Origin of the sequence: Kribbella sp. NPDC003505 (assembly GCF_040610875.1) — a bacterium.
GTDB lineage: Bacteria > Actinomycetota > Actinomycetes > Propionibacteriales > Kribbellaceae > Kribbella.
This window is the reverse complement of sequence record NZ_JBEXNA010000003.1, coordinates 924,371-945,713: the sequence shown is the minus strand read 5'-3', so window position 1 is coordinate 945,713 and position 21,343 is coordinate 924,371. Positions and strand designations below refer to the sequence as shown.

Annotated in this window: 24 protein-coding genes; 7 read left to right on the top strand and 17 right to left on the bottom strand. The window is 69.0% G+C overall.

Annotated features, from left to right (window positions below):
* Positions 1 to 637: 637 nt before the first annotated feature.
* Positions 638 to 1,156, bottom strand: a complete 519-nt coding sequence (locus ABZX12_RS13495; RefSeq protein ID WP_355692830.1) for a hypothetical protein — start codon at positions 1,154 to 1,156, stop codon at positions 638 to 640.
* Between the two features lie 380 nt (positions 1,157 to 1,536).
* On the opposite strand from ABZX12_RS13495, the gene ABZX12_RS13490 reads away from it, so the two are divergent.
* Positions 1,537 to 2,568 carry an aminoglycoside phosphotransferase family protein gene (locus tag ABZX12_RS13490; RefSeq protein ID WP_355692828.1) on the top strand — a complete coding sequence of 344 codons (1,032 nt, stop codon included), beginning with the start codon at positions 1,537 to 1,539 and terminating at the stop codon, positions 2,566 to 2,568.
* A gap of 1,120 nt (positions 2,569 to 3,688) precedes the next feature.
* Here the strand turns inward: ABZX12_RS13490 and ABZX12_RS13485 are convergent.
* The 7 genes from ABZX12_RS13485 to ABZX12_RS13455 form a co-directional block, all read right to left on the bottom strand.
* Positions 3,689 to 4,183, bottom strand: a complete 495-nt coding sequence (locus tag ABZX12_RS13485; RefSeq protein WP_355692826.1) for a DinB family protein — start codon at positions 4,181 to 4,183, stop codon at positions 3,689 to 3,691.
* A gap of 5 nt (positions 4,184 to 4,188) precedes the next feature.
* Positions 4,189 to 4,833 carry a hypothetical protein gene (locus tag ABZX12_RS13480; RefSeq protein WP_355692824.1) on the bottom strand — a complete coding sequence of 215 codons (645 nt, stop codon included), beginning with the start codon at positions 4,831 to 4,833 and terminating at the stop codon, positions 4,189 to 4,191.
* Between the two features lie 195 nt (positions 4,834 to 5,028).
* Complete coding sequence (locus ABZX12_RS13475; protein ID WP_355692822.1) at positions 5,029 to 6,306, bottom strand: amidohydrolase; 1,278 nt, start codon at positions 6,304 to 6,306, stop codon at positions 5,029 to 5,031.
* A 7-nt stretch (positions 6,307 to 6,313) separates the two neighbouring features.
* Positions 6,314 to 6,949, bottom strand: a complete 636-nt coding sequence (locus ABZX12_RS13470; RefSeq protein WP_355692820.1) for a TRIC cation channel family protein — start codon at positions 6,947 to 6,949, stop codon at positions 6,314 to 6,316.
* Between the two features lie 285 nt (positions 6,950 to 7,234).
* Complete coding sequence (locus ABZX12_RS13465) at positions 7,235 to 7,933, bottom strand: methyltransferase domain-containing protein (protein WP_355692819.1); 699 nt, start codon at positions 7,931 to 7,933, stop codon at positions 7,235 to 7,237.
* Positions 7,934 to 7,977: 44 nt separating this feature from the next.
* Entirely contained in the window at positions 7,978 to 8,736 is a 759-nt protein-coding gene (locus ABZX12_RS13460) for a phosphotransferase (RefSeq protein WP_355692817.1), read from the bottom strand.
* A 62-nt stretch (positions 8,737 to 8,798) separates the two neighbouring features.
* Entirely contained in the window at positions 8,799 to 9,374 is a 576-nt protein-coding gene (locus ABZX12_RS13455; RefSeq protein ID WP_355692815.1) for a TetR/AcrR family transcriptional regulator, read from the bottom strand.
* 70 nt (positions 9,375 to 9,444) lie between these two features.
* Between ABZX12_RS13455 and ABZX12_RS13450 the strand changes: the two genes are divergently transcribed.
* From ABZX12_RS13450 to ABZX12_RS13440, 3 genes are read left to right on the top strand one after another with little or no spacing between them, the layout of a single operon-like run.
* A complete protein-coding gene (locus ABZX12_RS13450; RefSeq protein ID WP_355692814.1) occupies positions 9,445 to 9,618 on the top strand; it encodes a hypothetical protein in 174 nt (57 codons plus the stop codon).
* A 1-nt stretch (position 9,619) separates the two neighbouring features.
* Positions 9,620 to 11,065, top strand: coding sequence for an NAD(P)/FAD-dependent oxidoreductase (locus ABZX12_RS13445; protein ID WP_355692812.1), 1,446 nt, complete (start codon positions 9,620 to 9,622; stop codon positions 11,063 to 11,065).
* 20 nt (positions 11,066 to 11,085) lie between these two features.
* Positions 11,086 to 11,547 carry a GNAT family N-acetyltransferase gene (locus tag ABZX12_RS13440; protein ID WP_355692810.1) on the top strand — a complete coding sequence of 154 codons (462 nt, stop codon included), beginning with the start codon at positions 11,086 to 11,088 and terminating at the stop codon, positions 11,545 to 11,547.
* Here the strand turns inward: ABZX12_RS13440 and ABZX12_RS13435 are convergent.
* The gene (locus ABZX12_RS13435; RefSeq protein WP_355692808.1) at positions 11,544 to 12,524 is read right to left on the bottom strand and encodes a helix-turn-helix domain-containing protein; all 981 of its coding nucleotides are present in this window, start codon (positions 12,522 to 12,524) and stop codon (positions 11,544 to 11,546) included. The two genes, ABZX12_RS13440 and ABZX12_RS13435, sit on opposite strands and share 4 nt — an antisense overlap.
* A gap of 47 nt (positions 12,525 to 12,571) precedes the next feature.
* Here ABZX12_RS13435 and ABZX12_RS13430 point away from each other — a divergent pair, with 47 nt between their 5' ends.
* Together ABZX12_RS13430 and ABZX12_RS13425 are read left to right on the top strand one after the other, a co-directional pair.
* Entirely contained in the window at positions 12,572 to 12,733 is a 162-nt protein-coding gene (locus ABZX12_RS13430) for a hypothetical protein (protein WP_355692806.1), read from the top strand.
* On the top strand, positions 12,730 to 13,836 hold the full coding sequence (locus ABZX12_RS13425; RefSeq protein ID WP_355692804.1) for an FAD-dependent oxidoreductase: 1,107 nt from the start codon (positions 12,730 to 12,732) through the stop codon (positions 13,834 to 13,836). Before ABZX12_RS13430 ends, ABZX12_RS13425 begins: the two co-directional genes overlap by 4 nt.
* A gap of 97 nt (positions 13,837 to 13,933) precedes the next feature.
* Here the strand turns inward: ABZX12_RS13425 and ABZX12_RS13420 are convergent, their stop codons facing one another.
* Positions 13,934 to 14,719: a helix-turn-helix transcriptional regulator gene (locus tag ABZX12_RS13420; protein WP_355692802.1), complete on the bottom strand. Its 786-nt coding sequence runs from the start codon at positions 14,717 to 14,719 to the stop codon at positions 13,934 to 13,936.
* Positions 14,720 to 14,853: 134 nt separating this feature from the next.
* Between ABZX12_RS13420 and ABZX12_RS13415 the strand changes: the two genes are divergently transcribed.
* Positions 14,854 to 15,264 carry an Ohr family peroxiredoxin gene (locus ABZX12_RS13415; protein ID WP_355692800.1) on the top strand — a complete coding sequence of 137 codons (411 nt, stop codon included), beginning with the start codon at positions 14,854 to 14,856 and terminating at the stop codon, positions 15,262 to 15,264.
* 3 nt (positions 15,265 to 15,267) lie between these two features.
* Here the strand turns inward: ABZX12_RS13415 and ABZX12_RS13410 are convergent, their stop codons facing one another.
* The 7 genes from ABZX12_RS13410 to ABZX12_RS13380 form a co-directional block, all read right to left on the bottom strand.
* A complete protein-coding gene (locus ABZX12_RS13410) occupies positions 15,268 to 15,894 on the bottom strand; it encodes an HAD-IA family hydrolase (RefSeq protein WP_355692798.1) in 627 nt (208 codons plus the stop codon).
* Positions 15,887 to 16,018, bottom strand: a complete 132-nt coding sequence (locus ABZX12_RS13405) for a hypothetical protein (protein ID WP_355692796.1) — start codon at positions 16,016 to 16,018, stop codon at positions 15,887 to 15,889. The genes ABZX12_RS13410 and ABZX12_RS13405 overlap by 8 nt, the downstream gene beginning before the upstream one ends.
* A gap of 2 nt (positions 16,019 to 16,020) precedes the next feature.
* Complete coding sequence (locus tag ABZX12_RS13400) at positions 16,021 to 16,365, bottom strand: VOC family protein (protein ID WP_355692794.1); 345 nt, start codon at positions 16,363 to 16,365, stop codon at positions 16,021 to 16,023.
* A 90-nt stretch (positions 16,366 to 16,455) separates the two neighbouring features.
* On the bottom strand, positions 16,456 to 18,822 hold the full coding sequence (locus ABZX12_RS13395; protein WP_355692792.1) for an excinuclease ABC subunit UvrA: 2,367 nt from the start codon (positions 18,820 to 18,822) through the stop codon (positions 16,456 to 16,458).
* Between the two features lie 28 nt (positions 18,823 to 18,850).
* Positions 18,851 to 19,261 carry a VOC family protein gene (locus ABZX12_RS13390; protein ID WP_355692790.1) on the bottom strand — a complete coding sequence of 137 codons (411 nt, stop codon included), beginning with the start codon at positions 19,259 to 19,261 and terminating at the stop codon, positions 18,851 to 18,853.
* Positions 19,262 to 19,270: 9 nt separating this feature from the next.
* A complete protein-coding gene (locus ABZX12_RS13385; RefSeq protein WP_355692788.1) occupies positions 19,271 to 19,714 on the bottom strand; it encodes an AraC family transcriptional regulator in 444 nt (147 codons plus the stop codon).
* A gap of 56 nt (positions 19,715 to 19,770) precedes the next feature.
* Positions 19,771 to 21,342, bottom strand: coding sequence for a hypothetical protein (locus ABZX12_RS13380; RefSeq protein WP_355692786.1), 1,572 nt, complete (start codon positions 21,340 to 21,342; stop codon positions 19,771 to 19,773).
* Position 21,343: the final 1 nt, after the last annotated feature.

Genomic DNA, 21,343 nt, shown 5'->3' with positions numbered 1-21,343 from the left:
TACCAATCCCCGAACACCTACGAGACCAGCTACACCGCTACCCTCTCGGCAGCGGCATAAACCACCACCGTGTCCAAGAACCGGGGGTAAGGCCCTAGCCCGCATCAGCGTGTGCAACGGGAAGCTGTGCTGCCCCAGGAACGACGATTTGCCCGAACCCGAATAGAACACTCGCCGCCGCGATGGCAGCAGCGCGACCTATGCCCTTGCGCAACATTCTCGGACCTCCTCGTCGAGGCGTGATCGTGCGACAGTGAAGCACATAGGGCCGGGTGGTGTGAACGGCCCGAGCTCGGTTGGACTCCTGCGTTCGGGGTGTCCGGCCAGTTGGCGGTTAGCGTGACGTCGAGGGGCCCGGCTGGGGAGATCGCCCAGGCCGCCGGCATCAGCGGACACGACACTTTTCGCGCTCTGCGGCGCGTGGCATCAGACGGCCTGCTCGACGTCACATGGAAGAACCCGCCGGCGCTGCGCGACTGCCCTGAAGTTGCGCGACGACGTCCAAGCGGGGAACTACGCGACTGGCTGGATCCCCTAGCCAGGCAAAGCAAAGGGCGTTGGATCTACAACACAGTTGAGCCAGCCAGAGCCCGAGCGCGCAACATGTCTAGCCTGGCGGCTCGTGGACGAACAGATGTCAGTTCGCCGTCGTCCCGAGCACGGTCAGGTTGTACGTCGCTGTCGTCGCAAAGTCGCCGCTCGACCCGCGGATCACCAGCACATGCCGGCCTGGTGCCGCCGGGGGCACCGCGAACCACAGCCCACAAGCGCTGCCCTTGAGCGGACCGGCTTCGAACCCACTGGGATTGCCTGCCTGAGCGGTGAACCGGATGTTTTCGGCTCCGAGCCGCTGGATCGGGACCGGCCGTCCGTCGAACGTCACGCTGCCCGTCGCGTCGGCCAGGAACGCCTGGCATCCCGCTTCGTCGTCGATCAGGTTGACCACCGGACCGGCCAACGGACGTTCAGCAGGCCACTTGCACGCGCGAGAAACCTGGCCGCCGAACGTGCCGGCGACCAGCCAGACATCCTCCGGCTGGTTGTTCCCACAGTGCACCCCTGTCTCGTCCAGCACCGGATTGACGTTCTCCGCGACCGACGCCCACTCCCACCAGCGCGCCTGCAGCCGCAACGACCCGAGAGCGACGCGCTGCACCGGCACCTTCGTCCCTGACGACACGGCCGGAGTCGTCGGACTCGGAGCGAGCGCGCTCTCAGTGGGAGGCAATGGGGTGGGTGCCGAGCCGCGGGAAGCGGTGGAGCAACCACTCACCAGCCCCGCCGCGAAAACCAGAGCCAGGAACTTTCGCATCCGCGACCCTAACCCATGACGACGCGAACCAGCAGTACCTGAACGACCATGACACTCCCCTGCTGATCTCCGGCGATCGAGACACTCCGCTAGGCGGAACTCCCAGCGAACCAACTCCCGTCCCTGCCGGTTGTCCACGGGAGTTGCTTGAGCGAGGGGCGCTCCTCTCGGTGGTGCGACGAAATTTCGTCGCACCACCGAACGGCCCATGTCAGACTCCCCGGATGCCGATCAACGCCGAGCAGGTCGCGGACGCGTTCGGGCTCGGACTCGTACTGGACGACCGCCCGTTGGCCAACGGGGATCGCCCCGCCGTCACCCGGATCGTGTCGACGACGAATGGACGCTGGGTGGTCAAGTACGACCGCCTCGGCTCACCCGACCGCCCCGACCTCGCCGAGTGGCAGCGCACGAAGGCCTGGACCGTGCACCGTTTGGAGAGCGCCGCTGCGGCAGCCGGTATCCCGATGCCGCGCCCCGTCCAGCCGCCCGAGCCGAGCGTGGGCTTCTGGTACGCGCCGTCAGACGCCGGCGGCGAGCTTGTTCGGGTGACCACCTGGGTAGAGGGCCGCGATCTGCGAGACGACCACGTCCACGACGAGGAATTGGCCTCCTGGCTCGGTGGCGTGCTGGCCCGGATCGCCCAACTGGACGTGGCGGTCGACCAAGACGCCGATGCGTCGCCGGTCCATCCGCTGGACGAGTGGCGGAGCTGGGTCCGGGAAGCCCAGGGCGCGACTGGCCTGGAGCTGGGCCGGGCGGCCCGCGCCGTCCTCACGGTGGTCGAGGACTCGGCCGACCTGATCGCCGACGCGCTGCGGCACCGGCCGCCGCTGACGATGACCCATGGTGACGCCGCCCGCGCCAACATCGTCGCCACTCCGACCGGACTGGTGCTGATCGACTGGGAGTCGGCTACCGCCGACGTCCCGTGGTGGGACGCGGCGTCGAACGCCGTCCGCCTCGCCGCTCGCGACGAGCGGAGCATCGCGGGCGGAGACCCGCGGATCGTCCGATCGCTGATCGGGTCCTACCGGGATCAGGGCGGCCCCGCCGGGCCCGCCGACGCGACAGCCTTCGCCGGGCTGCTCGTCGGGCACCTCAGCTTCACAGCCTGGTGCCTGTGGGTGGCGCTGGGGCACCGTGACGAGAGCGCCGCGCAAGTCGACTTCTGCACCCGCTCGCTCCTCGACGCCGGCGAACATCTGCCACGGATCCTGCGGGAACTGGACGACTGGGCCCGTCTGCTGACCTGAGATTGTCGTACGACGGAGCCTACTGAGTCGCACTTACCCCGGCAGGGCTGCGGGAGCGGGACGCCTACGCGGAGCGGGTGACGCACGTTGAACGGAGCTGGCGTGCCCGGCATGGTGCGCGGTGATCGAATCCCTGCGTGGCGCCCTCGAGGCGATGACGTCCCGGCTCGCCGACGGCCTGCAGCCACCGGAGGGAGGTTGGCGCGCAAGCCGCGAGTACGCAGCGCAAACCCGAGCGATCCTCGACGACCCGCGCTCAGCTCTCCCCCGGCATCCCACCGGCCCCTGGCTCACAACCAACTGACCAACCGGCGCCCGGCCGGATGCCGATACATTGGCGACGCTGGCGGACTGTCGCACAAGCCGAAGACTTCAGCCAGGGCGATCCTCGATGACCCGCGCTCAGCTCTCCCCCGGCATCCCACCGGCCCCTGCTTCACAAGCAGCTGACCACCTGGCCGCCCGATTGGGCTTGCCAGTTGTCGAACCACTGGCGAGGGCCGGTGGACTGTCGCGCACCAGCCGAAGCTGGACAATCCGGAAAGCTTCCTGGGGGTGGCCTCCGTCGACACGCCCTGCTGATCGGCTTCACCTGCTGGGGCCACGGCTGCCGAGCCTTCCCGGCTGTTGCCTGGCAGGGTCCTGGATGGCGCGCCAGTCGGCTCGCTCTGGTGATCGGCTTGGGCCGCGGCTGCCGGACCGTCGAGGCTGTGCCCGAGACAGCCCGGGCAGGGTCCTGGGCGTCGCCTCCGCCGACCTGTTCTGCTGATCGGCTGCGGTGACCTTTCCCGGCCGTTGCCTGGCAGGGTCCTGGATGGCGCGCCAGTCGACTCCTTCTGGTAATCGGCTTCGGCCGCTGGGGCTGCGGTTGTCGGATTTCGCGGCTGTTGCCGGGACAGCCCGGGCAGTGTCCTGGGTGTTGCCGCCGTCGACCTGTTCTGCTGATCGGCTTCGGCTGCGGCTGCCGACGTCTTCCGGCTATTGCCGGGCAGCGCCGTCGGACGTCATGTGAACCGACCCGGGCCCGGGCGACCGAGACGCTGGCCGAGGTGACCGTCGAGGTTCGCGGCGTACGACGGAACCACGGGACCGCTGGGCGGCTGTTGAGCGGCCGATGAAGTCAGTAGCCTCGGGTGCCGTCTAGTTGCTCGCGCAGGATGTCCAGGTGGCCTAGGTGGCGGGCTGTTTCTTCGATCATGTGGGTGAGGATCCAGCGCACCGATACCGGGGTGAATTGTGGTGGTGTGAAGTGCTGCATCGTGTCGAGAATCAGTTGGGCGACGATGCGTCTCGACTGCGCGCACTCGGTGGCGTAGCCGCTCAACAGGTCGGCGATGGCGCGGCCGCCGGTGGACCAGCCTCCGTGCTGGTCGCGCTCGAATGGCTTGTCGGCAAGTGACGGAAAGCTTCCGGCGAACCAATCGTGCTCGGTCTGCCGGAGATGCGAGATGACGCCGGCCACCGTCATGCGTGGAGACGTGTCCAGGAGGGCGCGGTTGGCGAGTTCGGTCGGCAGGCCGTCCACCTTTCGATGCACGGTTGCTCGTTGCCAGTCGAGGAATCCGGTCAGCACCGCCCGCTCGTCGGCGGCGCCCTCCGGGAAGACACGCTCCACGCGGGTCAGTTTGTCAGAGCCGCGACGATGGTGCCGAGGACTACTGCGATGACGGCGAAGCCCAGGGCGCAGAGCAGCGGGAAGGCTATCGGGTGACGGCCGGCCCAGCTCACCGCGCCGGGTTGCCGGCGGGCCAGTTGCACCATGGTGATCGGCTTGTCCGATCCGCCGGTGGGTAGGCCGAGGTGGTTGACCAGGCGGTCGAGATCGGAGGGCGCGTAGAGGGCTCCGTTGATGGTGAGCAGAGCTTGCTGTCCGGCGTCGAGTACGACGATGGTGTCGGAGACAGCGCCGGGCTGGACCACCGTTGCCCGCAGCACCGATGCGGCGAGGGTGCGGTCGCGACGGCGGTGGAAGGTGAGGCCGCGTGCCGAAATCTCGGCCGGCGTGACGACGATGCGGGACCGTGACAGGTAGATGGCCAGGGTGATGGCCAGCAGCAGCGCGAGGCTGATGCCGGTGATCAAGGCGGGCAGGCCTCCGGCCAGGACGCCGGCGATGACGAGGACCACAGCGATCACAACAGTGAACGTGAGGACCTGGCGTCGCGGACCCGCACCCGGCCGCAGTACGAGCACGTCGGTTTCATACACGGCTTGAACCCTACGGCAGCACAGGTCTCCAACCACGCCCTGCGCGTCGACGACCAAGCGGCGGACTGGCTACGCCGTCCGATCCTGAGCGCGAGGCCAGAGGTCCCAGCCACCCCTGACTACGGCACTCTCGCACGTGAATCGAGACGAATGCCGATGCTGGAAGAGCTCCCGTGCTCGCCGCGAGCGGCTGGAACAAGCGGGTATTCCGCACTTGGACGGCCTGCGCCCGAGGCGCTGGTGCACAAGTTGTCAGCGAGGCTCGGGCAGTGAGAGGGCCGGGTCATGGTTCAGCCATGCCATGGCGGCGACGACGAGGGCTTGGGTGCCGGTGTCGAGGGTGGGCTGGAGGACCGGCGCGAAGTTCGCGGAGTGGTTGACCGGGATGTCCTGTGCGACCCGGCCGGCCTGTTCGGCGGCCCGGTAGGTGTCGGGGTCGATGCCGCCGATTCCCCAATAGGTGTACGGCGTGCCGAGTGCGGCCGGGATATCGCTGAAGTCCTCGCTCGCGCTCTGCTGCGGAAGATGGCCGACGCGGTCACCGAAGAAGTCCGCGAACGCGGCGGTCACGCACTCTGTGACGCCGGCGTCGTTGTCGGTCAGGGGGTAGCGGTCGAAGAGCTCGAATTCGGGGTCCTGCGGCGAACCGGATGCCTTGCACTCGGCGCGGACGATCCGCTCGATCGCGCCGAGCACGGTCGTCCGGGTGTTCTCGTCGTACGTGCGGACGTTGAGTTGGAGGACCGCATGGTCGGGGATGACGTTGCTCTTCGTACCGGCCTGGATGCTGCCCACGGTCAGGACCGCTGTGTCACCTGGCGCGACCTCGCGGGCGACGACGGTCTGCAGCCGGACGACGATCATGGCCGCGAGGACGACCGGGTCGACGGCGGCCTGGGGCATGGAGCCGTGGGCGCCGCGGCCGTGCACGGTGATTTTCATACTGTCAGCGGCGGACAGCGTCGGCCCGGAGCGGGTCATGACGGCGCCGGCGGTGAACGGCAGCACATGCTGGGCCATCGCCACGTCGGCCGTGCCGACGAGTGCCGCCAACCGGTCCTCGAGCATGCCTCTGGCTCCGTCGGCGGTTTCCTCGGCCGGCTGGAAGACCGCGACGAGCGTGCCCGACCAGGTCTCGGGCCCCTGCGCCATCAGGGTCACAGCGCCGAGCAGACAGGTGACGTGCACGTCGTGCCCGCATGCGTGCATCACCGCAGTGCCGTCTTCCGTGGTCTGTGTACTGGCGTAGGGCAAGCCGGTTTGCTCGCGGACCGGAAGGGCGTCCATGTCGGCGCGGAGCATCACGGTGGGCCCTTCGCCGTGGCGCAGGATGCCGACGACCCCAGTGCCGCCGACGCTCTCGTGCACCTCGCAGCCCGTCTCCCGCAAGCGCGCGGCCACGTTGGCCGCTGTCCGTCGCTCCTGGTGCGACAGCTCGGGATGAGCGTGCAGGTCGCGGTAGAAGTTCTCTTGCCAGGGCCGGACCGAGTCGAGCGTGTTCAGGACTGCGGTCGCGGCTTCACTGTCCATGTGTCCATCATGCTCCGCGCTTGGTGCCCGGCGGCACTGGTGCGTTGAGGTCGTAGCGGACGCCGAGCATGCGGATGACGAAGCACACGCCCGCGGCGACGACCGCTGCGGGGAGGCCCGCTGCCCCCAATCGGTCCGCGGCGACGACGACGAGCGCGCCCAGAAGTGCCGGGATCGCGTAGAGGCCGCTGGTCAGAACCGATGGGATCTCACGGATGAGGATGTCGCGCAGCGTCCCGCCTCCCACCGCGGTGATCGTGCCGAGGATGACCGCCTGGCTGAAGCCGACGCCGAACTCGAGTCCTTTGAGCGCGCCGCTGACCGCGAACAGGCTCAGACCGGCAGCGTCGAGGACCAGGATCGGTTTGGCGACCCGGTCGAGGTGGCGGCCGAAGACGAACGCCACGAGGCCGCCACCAGCTGCCACCGTCAGGTATCGCCAGTCGCTGAAGGTGGCAGGCGGCAGCGCGTCGAGCAGGATGTCGCGGATGATGCCACCGCCCAGCGCGGTGCACATGCCGAGCGTGACCACACCGACGATGTCCACGCGGACGACCCGGAGCGCTGTCAGGGCGCCGTTGAGGGCGAAGGCGAACGTGCCGGTCAGGTCCACGATCAGAAAGGTCGACGACGCAGTACTCACCAAACCTGTGTACCGGAGACACGCGCGACGAACCAGCCTGGTGGACGCCCGGACCTGGCGTGAGTGAGCATCGTGTCAAACGCGCCGCTCGGTTACTCCCAGAGCTCCGGTGCAGTGACTGCCCTGGCGACGTCGAGGCAACGGTGGACCGCGGCGGATGCTGTGGCGTTTCCTTGAACGCGCGAGAGTACGACGGACAGCTGGGCGCCGACCCCGACGGCGGAGGGCGCGTCCGCGAGCCGGCGCCGCCAGCAGGCTCCGTGCCTCGTCCGGCGTCACGCGACGTCAGCAGGCTTCGAGGACGAAGAAGATGAAGCAGATGAAGCGTGCGGGGTGGTTCTGCTGCGGCGGGCGGAGTTCGGGCGGGGTGTCCGGGGAGATCGGCGGTTCGCTGATGACGCAGATGCGGAAGCCGGCCGCGGTGAAGGCGTCGTTCATCGCCTGGAGTGGGCGGTGCCAGTTTCTGTAGGTGACCGTGCGGCCGGCGTGCTCGGCGTCGTAGGAGAACTCGGCGATGTCGAAGTAGTTGGCGTCGGGGTTCAACGCCGTGTACACGATCGGGTGGTTCACCGACAGGATGAGGCGCCCGCCAGGCTTCAGCACCCGGCGGAGCTCGGCCAGCGGCCCGGTCCAGTCCTCCAGGTAGTGCAGCACGAGAGACGCCGTGACGTCGTCGAATTGCGCATCGGCGTACGGGAGCGGCTTCGCCAGATCGCCGACCGTCAGGTCAGCGCCCTCCCCCAGCCTCTCGCGGGCCAGTTCGAGCATCTCCGCGCTCAGGTCGAAGCCGGACATGATCGCGCCCCGATCGCGAAGCGCCGCGGACAGCGGTCCTGAACCGCAGCCGACGTCGAGGATCCGACGGCCGGCGACATCTCCGGCAAGGTTCAGCATGGCCGGCCGCTCGTAGTGGCCGTTGAGCAGATTGAGCTCGTTGTCCGCGGAGTACGCCGCGGCGAACTCGTCGAAATCGGTCTTCGGCACCAAGCGCTCCTTCGTACACAGCTGGTCGAACACCCGATCCAACATCAACCGCCGGGCGCTGTCGAGGCAGCCGTCAGCAAGGACCTGTTGTCCGCCACCCACCGCAGCTCGGCCGCTTCTTCGTCGATCATGCCGTCGGCAACCCAGCTGCGCTGGGGCTCGATACCTTGCGCGGCCAGGGACAGTACGAGGTCGATCGTTGCCTGACCACGCCTGACGATGGCGTCGACCACGTCGAACGGCGGCGTCGGGCCGTACGCCGCCAGGAAGCGCCGGATGCGTTCGCGACGATCCGGGACGGCCGGGAAGTGGTGCCATTCCAGGCAGTGCTCATCGGCTCGCGTCGGAGCGAACCAGAACAGGGCGTACGCGATGTCGTCGAGGGGATCGCCAGGATGCAGGTAGTCCCAGTCGAACACTCCCCTGGCCTGTCCGTCCCTCCACACGAAGTTCCAGGGGCCGGGGTCGCCGTGACAGAAGACATGGCCGGGCTCTGGCGGTGCGGCGAGCACTGGGTGTCCGAACACTGCCTCAGCCGGCGGCACCCAGGTACGGGACGCGTCGTGAATCCGGCGCAGCAGTCGCGCGGCCGATTCGAGTCCCTCGTCCTTGTGCTGGTGTTTCCACGCGTCACCGCCCGCGTCGCCTTCGAGCAGGCGCAGCGTTTCCGTCGTACCGTCGTTCGACAACGGCTCGGGAACCGCGTCCTGCAGTCCCTGGGCGCGCAGGTGCTCGAGGAACGCGTGCACCGTCGCTGTCTGCGGGGACGCGGGACGAGTCACGATCCCGTCAGCAATCCGCACCGGTCGAAGCTCGGCATTCGTGTCGGCTGCTCGAGCGCGCGCGGAGGTCCCGTCCTCTTGGGTCATGCCGGCGACGGGTGCTCGCGGCTGCGGTAGGTCAGGAGACCTTCCACGCCGCGGAGGAAGGTGTCGCAGACTGGTTCGGGGTCGGTCAGGCAGCCGGCGGCCATGGCGCCGTCGCGGAGCATGACGAAGTGCCGGGCGGCGGGTTCCGCGTCGATCTTTCCGAGGTCGGTGAACAGCTCGGTCATCGTGTCCAGGAACCACTGCCGGTGACTCAGGACAGCCTGGTGGACTGCGAACTCGGGGTCGGGGTACTCCGCAGCGGCGTTCAGGAACGCGCACCCGCGGAACCCGTCGCGCTGGATGTCGTCGGCGATGAACCGGCTGACGGCCCGGATGACGTCCTCGGGGCCGGCGCTCCCGGCCCGTGCGGTCTCGACCCGTTCACGGATCGCCGTGTCGGCCTGGGTCAGGTACGCGACGATCAGGTCGTCCTTGCTCGGGAAATGCCGGTACAACGTCGCCCGCGTCACCTTCGCCTCGGCGACCACCCGGTCGATCCCTACGGCGTGGATGCCGTCGGCATAGAACAGCTCGCCGGCCGTGCCGAGCAGCCGCGCCCGCGCTTCTGACATCCGCTCCCCTTCGATCTCTTGCAGTACCGCCGAGATTAGCAGACAGAACGATCGGTCTTGACAATACCGTGTGTCGCCGTCGTCTGGGCGGTCCTGGTGCACCGCCGTCGGGCTGGGCATCGCGTCCGCGTCCGGCGGGCCGAAAGCCTCCCTCACCTCCGTCGCGGGCTATGCGATCCTGGGCGGCGTGTTCTTCCTGATCTCCGCGGTCCGCCTGCACCGCCTCACCTCGAAGGCGAACTGACATGACGGACAGCACCGTGGACGTGGTCGTCATCGGCGCCGGACCCGTCGGCGAGAACGTGGCCGACCGCGTCGTCCAGGGCGGCCTCACCGCCGCGATCGTGGAGCACGAACTCGTCCGCGGCGAATGCTCGTACTGGGCCTGCATGCCGACCAAGGCCCTGCTCCGCGACGCCGCCGCACTGCGAGCCGCGCGCGCACTCCCGGCCGCGGGCCAGACGGTCAAAGGCGACCTGGACCCGGCACTCGTGCTGGCCAGGCGCGACCGGTTCACGTCCAACTGGAGCGACGCCGGCCAGGTCGAGTGGCTGAACCAGGCAGGCATCACGCTGGTCCGCGGCCACGGACGGGTCACCGGGCCTCGTACCGTCGCCGTTACCCACTCAGACGGTACGACGAGAACGCTGCACGCAAATCAGGCGGTTGTGATCGCCACCGGAAGCAGCGCGTACCTGCCGCCGATTCAGGGATTGGCGGATGTCGAGCCGTGGACGAGCCGCGACGCGGCCGCCGTACGGTCGGTCCCGGAGCGGTTGGCGATCATCGGCGGGGGCGTCGTGGCCTCCGAGATGGCGACCGCGTTCACCGCGCTCGGCGCCCACGTGACGCTCGTGTCGCAGAGCCGGCTCCTGCCGGGTGTCGAGCGGTTCGCCGGCGAGCAGGTGGCCGCCGCTCTGCGCTCGGCCGGAGCGACGTTGCACCTGGAGGTCGACGCCACCGAGGTACGCCGGGACACCGCGGGAGCGGTGCACCTCACGCTCTCCGACGGCACGTCCGTCGAGGCCGACCAGGTTCTCGTCGCCACCGGGCGGACGCCCAACACGAAGGATGTCGGCCTGGACAGCGTCGGGCTCACGCCCGGCGACTGGTTGCAGGTCGACGACGCGCTCGCTGTCCTGGATGACACCGGCGAGCCTGTCGGCGACGGCTGGCTGTACGCCGCGGGCGACGTCAACAAGCGGGTCCTGCTGACCCATCACGGCAAGTATCAGGCTCGTGCGCTCGGCGACGCGATCGCGGCACGTGCCCGCGGCGATCAGCTCGGCCTTGGCAAGTGGGGACGTCACGCGGTCACCGCCGACGTGGACGCCGCGACCCAGGTGATCTTCACCGATCCCGAGGTCGCCGCCGTCGGATTCTCCGCCGAGGCCGCGGCGGCTGCCGGCCGGAAGACCCGGGTCGTCGACTACGACCTCGGCGCGGTCTCCGGGGCCGCACTGCACGCCGACGACTATCGCGGACAGGCGCGGATGGTCGTCGATGACGACCGCAACATCCTGCTCGGCTTCACCGCGGTCGGGCCCGACGTCGCCGAGCTTCTGCACGCCGCGACCATCGCGATCGTCGGCGAGGTGCCGCTGGACCGGCTCTGGCACGCGGTGCCGGCGTACCCGACGATCAGCGAGATCTGGCTGCGCCTGCTGGAAACCGATGGGCGCGATCGCTAGCTCGTGAAAAACTCGGCGTCGTGCGGATCAGTGAGGCGAAAGCGGACGACGTACCGGGGCTCGCGCGGCTGTTGTGGCTGAACGGCTGTGACCAGGAGCCGGAGCAGCAGGCAGTCGATGCGTTCGCGGCGGAGCTCGGGCAGTGGTGGGACGCGCGCGACGGCTCGCATGTCGCGTACGTCGCCCGGGAGGACGCGGCCGGGATCGTCGGTATGGCATGGGTCGCGCTGGTCCCTCGCGTACCGCGTCCGGGGATGTTGAGCCGGATGTCGGCGGACATCCAGAGCGTCTTCGTGCTGCCTGAGCAGCGCGGCCGCGGGATCGGGTCGGCGCTGGTGCAAGCCGCCGCCGACCACGCCGTACGGCTCGGGTCTCTGCACGTGACAGTTCACTCGGGGAGCAAGGCCGTGCCGGTGTACGAGCGGTTGGGGTTCGCGTCGTCGCGTCAACTGCTGCAGCGGTACCCGGACAGCCGCGTTTAGCGGGCCCGGAAGCTGCGTCGGTACGCCATCGGTGAGGTCCTGATGTGCTTCGCGAAGTGCTGGCGCATCGCGACCGAGGTGCCGAATCCGCAGTGCCGGGAGATCTCCTCGACGGACAGGTCGGTGGTCTCCAGCAGTTCCTGCGCGTGATGCACGCGCTGCCGCAACAACCACTGCAGCGGCGTCGTTCCGGTCTGCTCCCGGAATCTGCGGTTGACGGTGCGCGGGCTGGTCCCGACGTACGCCGCGATGTCCGCCAGCGTGACCGGTTCGCCCAGTCGTTGCCGTAGCCACCGCATCGCCGGCTCCAGGGAACCGTGGTCGTCGCCGGGCTCGGGGTGAGCGACGTACGGCGCCTGGCCGCCGTCGCGCTGCAGCGGGACGACCATGTGCCGGGCGACGTCGGCGGCGACCGCGGAGCCGAAGTCCTGACGGATCATGTGCAGGCACATGTCGATCCCGCTCGCCGCCCCGGCTGAGGTGAGGACGTCGCCGTGGTCGATGAACAGCACATCGGTGTCGACCTGGACCTGCGGGTACCGCTCGGCGAGGTCGCGCGCACGTGACCAGTGCGTCGCGATCCGGCGGCCGTCGAGCAAGCCGGATTCGGCCATCACCCGTGCGCCCCCTGCGCTGATGGAGGCGATCCTGACGCCGCGCCGATGCGCCTCACGTAGCAGGTCGAGCATCTGGGCCGACGACGCACGTCCCGACGTGGCGCCGATGACCACGATGGTGTCCGAGTCGAGCGCATCCGCGAGCGTGTACGGCGGCGTGCACCCGAACATCTCGACGCCGCCGACGCCGGCCACCACCACCTCGCGGCCCTCGCCGCACACTCGTAGGTCGTAGAGCCGCGGCCCGAACAGCTCTCCCGGCTCCCTTTCCAGCGAGTGCGCCGTACTGAACACCTGGAGCGGCATCGACAGGTCGAAACTGTGGATCCCGTCCACGACGAGGACTGCGATCCGGTGCATGGCGACAATCTATCGGACGGCGGCATTCTTGCCACTGTCGTCACGCGGTGATCGCTTCGACGATGGAGCACATGTTGCTCGCGGTCCTCCTGTCAGCCGGCTCCGTCGTCGTTCTCCTCGCGATGGGTCTGATCACCGGCCAACTCCTCGGTGACGACGCCGAAAGCTGGGCGCGGCGCGTCCTGCGCGAGAGGAAGGCACGTCGATGAGCCGCGTCGCCGTCATCGGGGCAGGGATCGTCGGAGCCTGCGTGGGCTGGGAGCTGACTCGGCGCGGCGCGCAGGTGGTGTTCATCGACGCGGGCAGGCCGGGCGAAGGTGTCACCAACTGGTCGTTCTCGTGGGTCAATGCCAGCAACAAGACCGCACGCAGGTCGTACTTCGCTCTGAATGTGGCGGGCATGGCTGCGCACCGTGATCTCGCCCGGACGATCGGGCCGGACTCGTGGTGGCATCCCAGCGGCCATCTGCGCTGGGCGGACGATCAGGCTGGGTTGCTGGAGAACGCTCGTGTCCTGGCTGAGTGGGGCTACCGGGTCGAGTTGCTCACCGGGGCCGATGTTCGTCGCCGCCTCGAGCCGGCTCTCGCGATTGCCGACGACGTTCCGGTTCTGTGCTATCCGGACGAGGCCTGGGTGCACGGTCACCGCCTGGTGGGGCGATTGGTCGACGAGGCTGTCGCGTTGGGCGCCGAACGGCGCTTCGGTACTGCGGTTCGTGACATCGGCACGGGTTCGGACGGGAGCGTCCGGACAGTTGTCCTGTCGGACGCGAGCCGCCTCGACGTCGATTGTGTCGTGAACGCCGCAGGGCCGGATGCGTCGCAGATCGCAGGTCTCGTTGGCCGGGAGCTGCCGATGCGCGATGAACCGGGCGTTGTCACGCGGCTGAGCTGCGCTGGGGTGCCGGTGCGGCGGGCGATGCATGCGCCGCACGTCGAGATCCGCCCAGATGGCAACAGTTTGGTAGTACTCCACAGCCGCGAGGTCGACGCGCGGATCGGGGCCGGCGACGACGCGTCGCAGCTCGCACGTCGACTGCAGGACCTGGCGCGGGACGTCATACCTGAGCTCGGCGACGCGACCATCGCGGCGGCCCGGATCGCGCATCGCCCCATCCCCGCGGACAAGTACCCATCCGTGGGTGCACTGCCGTCGGCGCCCGGCTACTTCGAGGCCGTTTCCCACAGCGGCATCACCCTCGGCCCGGTCCTCGGCCGGCTGCTCGCCACGGAAATCCTCAACGGAAACCGTGCTGATCTGCTCGCGGATTTCCGGCCGGAGAGATTCCGTGGCCAGGAGCGGGCGGGGTAGACGCGACTGCCGGTGCGAGGCGAGCGCGCGAGTCGTTGTCCATAGCAATCAGTACGGCGTGTTCCGCGAGCCGCCCGAACGCGGCGGGGAGTCGTGGTCAGCCGGCGAGTTGCCGGAGGCGGGTAGCGCTGTCCGGGTTCGCGGGGAGGAAGGTCTCTATGGCCAGGCTGGCCGCGGTCACTTCCAAAGGGGCGCCGATGGTGGCGATGAGGGTGAAGAGTCGGACCGGGCCCAGCCGGGTGTTGAGGTCGAGGGTGACCATGGGTTGCTGGGCGGGTGCCGTCGGAGGCTTGTCCGGCAGGTAGCTCTCGACCTCGTCGAGGAGGTTGGCGAGAGCTTCGTCGGCGGTGTCCCGGCTCTTGCGTTTGAGTTGGTGGATCAGGCCGAGGCTGCACGCGGCGGTCATCGACGAGATGCTGGGAAGACCTCCGGGGTGGACGGACAGGCGGAGCATGTTCACCGGGGGTTTCAGGAGCTCGGGGTCGACGCCTTCCCAGAGCAGCGCCGCGGCATCGTTCGCGTCGACGAGGTTCCAGAGGCCGTCGACGATCAGTGCCGGGTTGGGCATGTGCGCGTCGATCAGTTCGCGCAACGGTTCGCGGAGCGGGAGCATCGCGGCGGAGTCGTACGGCTGGTCCAGGTAGCGCGGCGCGTACCCGCCGGCGAGCAGCAGCCGGTTCTGTTCGGCCGGCGGCAGGTCGAGATGGTTGGCGAGGTGGACCAGCAACTGCCGGCTCGGTTGTGCACGGCCGGTCTCGACGAAGCTCAGATGTTTGGTCGACACCTCGGCGTCGACTGCCAGCTCCAGCTGGCTCATCCGCCGGTGCGTCCGCCAGAAGCGCAACAGTTCTCCGACGGTCTGTGGCTCCTCCAGCACGGTCACGAGTTCAGCGTACGGCGGTGGCGTGCCGCGCAGCCATTACCCGCGAGGTAACTGCACCAAGGAGGTAATTGAGCCGCTCCCCCGCTGCCCTGGATCGTTGCCGGTGTTCGCACAACGACCTGGAGGCCAACCCCATGAACCCCACCTACACCGCCGTCGCCACCGCGTCCGGACGTGACTCCCGCGCCGTCACCGCCGACGGGCAGCTGGACATCCAGCTCGCCATGCCGAAGGAGATGGGCGGCACCGGCGACGGGCTCAACCCCGAGCAGCTGTTCGCCGCCGGATGGGCGGCCTGCTTCTCGACCGTGCTGGACATCCTGGCCAAGCGTCAGAATCTCGACGCCAAGGACGTCGCGGTGACCGCCGAGGTCAGCCTCGTCCCGGCCGGCGGGAGGCTCGACCTCGCCGCCGTCCTGCGGGTCGAACTGCCCGACCACCTGCGCGGCGAGGTCGGCGACAAGTTGCTCGAGGCAACCCACGCCACCTGCCCGTACTCCCGAGCCACCCACGGCAACATCTCCGTGGACGTCATCGCCGAATGAGCTTCAACCGGTGTGCCGGGCATCCACGCCGTGAGTGGCGAACAGCTCGTGCAGCGCCGCGTGCCCCTGGGTGAAGTCCCACTGCTCGGCGCGCAGACCGGCGGCGCGAGCCCCGGTGATGTTGCGGGGCATGTCGTCGATGAACAGGATCGAGCCGGCGTCCGCCCCGATCCGTTCCGCGGCCAGCGTGAAGAACGCCGGGTCAGGCTTGGCGACGCCGAGGTCGTACGAGTAGCAGCTGACGTCGAACAGGTCGTCGTACCCGAGCGCGGCCCGCATGTGCGCGCCGCGGTAGTTCTCCTGGTTGGTGCCGAGGTGTACGCCGTACCCCTTGCGCTTCAGGGCCCGCACGATGTCGAGGGACTCCTCGATCAGCACGATGTTCTTCCACACCGCGTCGTACACCTCGGTCACCGGCGTGCGCACGCCGTACTTCACCAGTGACGCCTCGAGCACCGGCAGGTAGTCGCCGCGTCCGGCGAGCATCGGCAGCTCGTCCGACCACGTCTCGTACAGGAAGTCCCGCGCCCGGTCGCCGACGTACGGCTCCATCGCCGCGTACCACCCGCCGGGCAGGTCCTGCAGGACGCCGTCGGCGTCGAACAGCACGTGCCGGATGCGCTCATTCATGCAGGACAGGATGCCGGACCGGTTCGTCGGCGCCCACGGATTTCTCGTCCTCCGGTACGTCGCCGGCTGCTTCCTGCCGGACGCCGTACAGGGCCGCGCGCACCTCCCGCGGGACGTTGCACATGGTCAGGACGGGTCTTGCAGGATGCCGAGGACGTTGCCGTCGGGGTCGGTGAGGGTGGCGACCAGGCGGCCCTGGCCGACGTCCTTCGGGGCGTCCTTCAGGGTGCCGCCGGCGGCGGTGATGTCCTTGATCTTGGCCTCGATGTCGGTCACGTGCCAGTACGCGATCGGCGAGGTCATGTCGCTGTTCGGAACCAGGCCGATCTGCTGCCCCTCGGCCTCGTACCCGACGTAGTACGGGGAGTCAGCCATCGGCTCGACACCGAGCAGGGCGGTGTACACCGGCTTGGCCTTCTCGAGGTCGGTGACGGGGTGCAGGATCGTGTTGACGCCTAGCGTGGTGGTCATTTCGTCACTCCAGAATCGTGGGCCGCGGCCCTGACGTTTACTGACTCCAACGCTATTTCGCACCCGCTCCCGGTGCTTCTCGATTCCTGATCAGTTCGGCCCGACGTACTCCGCGAGGTGCTTTCCGGTCAGCGTCTTCGGCTTCTTGATCAGCTCCGCCGGGGTGCCTTCGAACACGACCTTGCCGCCGTCGTGGCCGGCGCCCGGGCCGAGGTCGATGATCCAGTCGGCGTGCGCCATCACGGCCTGGTGGTGCTCGATGACGATCACCGACTTGCCGGCGTCGACCAGCCGGTCCAGCAGGCCGAGGAGCTGCTCGACGTCGGCCAGGTGCAGACCGGTGGTCGGCTCGTCGAGGACGTAGATGCCGCCCTTCTCGCCCATGTGCGTGGCCAGCTTCAACCGCTGCCGCTCGCCGCCGGACAGCGTCGTGAGCGGCTGCCCGAGCGACAGGTACCCGAGGCCGACGTCGTTCAGCCGCTCGAGGATCTTCTCCGCGGCCGGTACCCGCGCCTCGCCCTCGGCGAAGTACGTCAGCGCCTCCGACACCGGCATCGCGAGCACCTCGGCGATGTTCTTCCCGCCGAACGTGTACTCCAGCACGGCTGCCTGGAAGCGCCGGCCCTCGCACTCCTCGCACGGCGCCTCGACGGTCGCCATCACGCCGAGCTCGGTGTAGATCACCCCCGCGCCCTTGCACGCCGGGCACGCGCCCTCGGAGTTCGCGCTGAACAGCGCCGGCTTCACGCCGTTCGCCTTGGCGAAGGCCTTCCGAATCGGTTCCAGCAGACCGGTGTACGTCGCCGGGTTGCTCCGCCGGGACCCGCGGATCGCGCCCTGGTCGATCGCGATGACCCCGTCGCGGTCGGCGATCGAGCCGTGGATCAGCGAACTCTTCCCGGACCCGGCGACGCCGGTGACGACCACCAGGACCCCGAGCGGTACGTCGACGTCCACATCCTGCAGGTTGTTGGTCGAGGCCCCGCGGACCTCCAGCGCGCCCGACGCCGAGCGCACCGACGGCTTCACCGAGGCCTTGTCGTCCAGGTGCCGCCCGGTCAGGGTCCCGCTGGTCCGCAGCTTGGCGAGCGTGCCCTCGAACACCACCTCGCCGCCCCCCGAGCCCGCGCCGGGACCCAGGTCGATCACGTGGTCGGCGATCGCGATCGTCTCCGGCTTGTGCTCCACGACGAGCACCGTGTTGCCCTTGTTCCGCAACTGCAGGAGCAACTCGTTCATCCGCTGGATGTCGTGCGGGTGCAGACCGATCGTCGGCTCGTCGAAGACGTACGTGACGTCGGTCAGCGACGACCCGAGGTGGCGGATCATCTTCGTCCGCTGCGCCTCACCGCCGGACAGCGTGCCGGCCGGGCGCTCCAAAGACAGGTACCCGAGGCCGATGTCGACGAACGAGTCGAGGGTGTCACCGAGAGCCTTCAGCAGCGGCGCGACCGACGGCTCCTTCAGCGCCCGGATCCAGGCGGCCAGGTCGGTGATCTGCATCGCGCAGAGGTCCGCGATGTTCTTGCCGTTGATCTTCGACGCCCGCGCCTCGGCGCCGAGCCGCGTCCCGTCGCAGTCCGGGCAGGTCGTGAACGTCACGGCCCGCTCGACGAACGCGCGGATGTGCGGCTGCATCGCGTCCACGTCCTTGGACAGGAACGAGCGCTGGATCGCCGGGATGATCCCGTTGTAGGTGAGATTGATGCCCTCGACCTTGATCTTGGTGGGCTCCCGGTACAGCAGGTCGTGCAGTTCCTTCTTGGTGTACTTCTTGATCGGCTTGTCCGGGTTGAAGAAGCCGGAGCCGCGGAAGATCCGCCCGTACCAGCCGTCCATGCTGTAGCCGGGGATCGTCAACGCGCCCTCGTTCAGCGACTTGTTCTCGTCGTACAGCGCGGTCAGGTCGAAGTCGGTGACCGAGCCCATGCCCTCGCAGCGCGGGCACATGCCGCCGGCGTACACCTGCTCGCGGACGACCTTCTTCTCGCCGGCGCCCTTGTCGGCCGTCATCGAGCCGGTCGCGGTGCGCTTCGGGACGTTGAACGAGTACGCCGTCGGCGGGCCCGCGTGCGGTTTCGCGATCCGGCTGAACAGGATCCGGAGCATCGCGTTCGCGTCGGTCGCCGTGCCGACCGTGGAGCGCGGGTTCGCGCCCATCCGCTCCTGGTCGACGATGATCGCGGTGGTCAGGCCGTCGAGTACGTCGACCTCAGGGCGGGCCAGGTTCGGCATGAAGCCCTGGACGAACGCGCTGTAGGTCTCGTTGATCAGCCGCTGCGACTCGGCCGCGATGGTACCGAACACCAGCGAGCTCTTGCCCGAGCCGGACACCCCGGTGAACGCCGTCAGCCGGCGCTTCGGGATTTCGACGCTGACGTCCTTCAGGTTGTTCACCCGGGCGCCGGTCACCCGGATCAGGTCGTGGCTGTCGGCAACATGCTCCTCGGAACCCATGCGCTTGTCCTCCCCAGCGAGTTGGTTGTCAGGATGCCTGGTTGATCCGGATGTGGTTGCCGGCCGGGTCCCGGAACGCGCAGTCGCGGATGCCGTACGGCTGGTCGACGGGCTCCTGGATGACCTCGGCGTCGGTGGCCTGCAGGCGCTCGAACAGGCCGTCCAGGTCGTCGGTCTGCAGCACCAGGGTCGCGTAGGTGCCCTTCGCCATCATCTCGCTGATCGTGCGCCGCTCGTCGTCGGTGACGCCGGGATCGGCGGCCGGCGGGTAGAGCACGATGCCGGTGTCCGGCTGGCCGGGCGGGCCGACGGTGATCCAGCGCATGCCCTCGTACCCGACGTCGGTGCGGACCTCGAAGCCGAGGACGTCGCGGTAGAACTTCACCGACTCCTCCGGGTCGCTGTGCGGCAGGAAGCTGGCGTGAATCTTGATCTCCATGACCGTACGCTACGTGCCGGACGTGGGAGAGGCTTCTCGATTCCTGATCGGTCGCGTGACCTGTTTCGCGACGCACGACGGGATCCCGAGCGTCGCGTCGCCGGCGTGCTCCTTGTAGACGCTCGGCGGCATCCCGACCAGCTCGGTGAACCGGGTGCTGAACGTGCCCAGCGACTGGCAGCCGACCGCGAAGCAGACGTCGGTCACGCTCATCCCGCCGCGGCGCAGCAGCATCATCGCCCGCTCGATCCGCCGGGTCATCAGATACCCGTACGGCGACTCTCCGTAAGCGCGTTTGAACTCGCGGCTCAGGTGTCCCGACGACATGTGCGCGCCGCGCGCGAGCGCCTCGACGTCCAGCGGCTGCGCGTACTCCCGGTCGATCCGGTCCTTCACGCGCCGCAGCCGCGCCAGGTCCTGCAGGCGCTGCTGCTCCGTCGTTCCGCTACTCACCGTAGGAATCCTGCCATGTCAGCCGACGGAAGTCATGTCACCGGCCGGTGGTGCGGTCAGCGCGCTCCCCAGTTGAGGTAGGCGACGTTGGCCAGTAGCCAGCCGAAGCCGATGGCCTGCTGGCCGTCGCGTTCCGGGGTCGGCTGGTAGCGGTTGTAGAGGGCCAGGCAGTGGGCGTGGATCCGGGGATCCCACGGGGCGGCCTGCATCCAGCGCGGGGCCTGGTGCGCGACCGAGGCTGCGCCGGTCGCACCGCCGGCGACGGTCGTGTGGACGGCGGGGAGCCCGTCCGCGTCGGTGGTCGCGACGTTCTGGGTGAAGGTCCGCGCGATCCGCTCCATGTCCTGCCCGGTGAACGCGAGCCGGGCCCGGAACGCCCGGACGGCGAACTCGACGTCGATCGCGCCGTGGCTGATGTCCTCGAACTGGCGCGCCGGCCCACCCGACGGAGTGAAGACCGAGACGTCGGTCGCCGGCTCACCGGTCTTCGTGAACCCCTCGTAGATCCGCCCGCCCGCCGGCCAGTAATGCCACTGGTACGCGTCGCCGGCATCGACCGCGAGCTGCCCCGCCAGCATCCGCCCCATCGCCGCGACCTTCTGCCGGTAGCTGCTGTCGCCGGTCGCGAGCGCGAGCTCGACGAGCGTCTGCCCGAGGCCGACCGACTGGTTGATCGGCTGCTCGCACCCGTCGTACGCGAGCGGCTGGCCCTTCGGCCAGATCAGGTGCCCGCCGTCCCGGTACTCCCAGTCGTGGACGGCGACCGCCTCGCGGCACGCGGTCAGGTACTCGGCCGCCTTCCGCGAGTAGCGGCGGCGCAGGACGGGCGAGCCGGCGACGATCCTGACGAAGCTCGCGATCGGGTACGTGATCATCCCGGTGTGGACGGCGAAGATCACCGGCCGGCAGCGCATCTCGTACGTCCCGAGCCGCGGTACGTCGCCGGCGCGCGGCGCCTCCCGCCGATCGGCAGCCGTGAGCTGGAGCGGGCCCGGAGCAGCCGCGTAGATCCGGCTGACGGCGTAGTCGGGGCCGGCCGGGTCGAGCGAGAGGTCGGTCAGCGTGACTGTGCGGTTGACGAAGGTGTTCACGAGCCGAACGGTGAACGTGTCCGGCCGGGTCCCGGCGGTGACGGTGACCGTGGTGTCCTCGGCGTACGACAGCGCCTCGCGGAGATCGAGCAGGGGCTGCCCGTTGCCGTCGGCAAGGGTTGCGTACCCGGTCGTGTACGGGTGATCGGCCCGCCACGCCGGGAGCGACAGCCCTCGGTAGTCCGTGACGCTGCGTGCGCTGTCGCGGACCGCGAGGACCTGGTCGACGTTGTCGATCAGCCGGTCGAGGTAATACGTGTCGCGGTACTTCTCGTACATCCGGACCAGGCCGAGCAGGACGTACGACTGGCTCCAGGCGAGCATGCCGGAGCGGCCGTCGCGGTTGGTGTTGTCGTTCGGCTGGTCCGGCTGACCGGGACCGCCTTCCTGGAAGAGGCGGTCCCAGTCGTCGAACGTCTTGCGGGCCGTGTAGTCGATCCCGTCGGCGTACGCCGGCGTTGCACCGACGGCGCCGGCAACAGCCCCGGCCGCGGTGAGTTGGAGGAGCGTACGGCGGGACGGGCGAAGCTCGGGCATG

Coding starts and splice junctions, on each gene's coding strand:
- ABZX12_RS13490 (WP_355692828.1), top strand. CDS start 1,537: ATGCCGATCAACGCCGAGCAGGTCGCGGACGCGTTCGGGCTCGGACTC.
- ABZX12_RS13475 (WP_355692822.1), bottom strand. CDS start 6,306: ATGGACAGTGAAGCCGCGACCGCAGTCCTGAACACGCTCGACTCGGTC.
- ABZX12_RS13455 (WP_355692815.1), bottom strand. CDS start 9,374: ATGTCAGAAGCGCGGGCGCGGCTGCTCGGCACGGCCGGCGAGCTGTTC.
- ABZX12_RS13445 (WP_355692812.1), top strand. CDS start 9,620: ATGACGGACAGCACCGTGGACGTGGTCGTCATCGGCGCCGGACCCGTC.
- ABZX12_RS13435 (WP_355692808.1), bottom strand. CDS start 12,524: ATGCACCGGATCGCAGTCCTCGTCGTGGACGGGATCCACAGTTTCGAC.
- ABZX12_RS13425 (WP_355692804.1), top strand. CDS start 12,730: ATGAGCCGCGTCGCCGTCATCGGGGCAGGGATCGTCGGAGCCTGCGTG.
- ABZX12_RS13415 (WP_355692800.1), top strand. CDS start 14,854: ATGAACCCCACCTACACCGCCGTCGCCACCGCGTCCGGACGTGACTCC.
- ABZX12_RS13410 (WP_355692798.1), bottom strand. CDS start 15,894: ATGAATGAGCGCATCCGGCACGTGCTGTTCGACGCCGACGGCGTCCTG.
- ABZX12_RS13405 (WP_355692796.1), bottom strand. CDS start 16,018: ATGTGCAACGTCCCGCGGGAGGTGCGCGCGGCCCTGTACGGCGTCCGG.
- ABZX12_RS13400 (WP_355692794.1), bottom strand. CDS start 16,365: ATGACCACCACGCTAGGCGTCAACACGATCCTGCACCCCGTCACCGAC.
- ABZX12_RS13395 (WP_355692792.1), bottom strand. CDS start 18,822: ATGGGTTCCGAGGAGCATGTTGCCGACAGCCACGACCTGATCCGGGTG.
- ABZX12_RS13390 (WP_355692790.1), bottom strand. CDS start 19,261: ATGGAGATCAAGATTCACGCCAGCTTCCTGCCGCACAGCGACCCGGAG.
- ABZX12_RS13380 (WP_355692786.1), bottom strand. CDS start 21,342: ATGCCCGAGCTTCGCCCGTCCCGCCGTACGCTCCTCCAACTCACCGCG.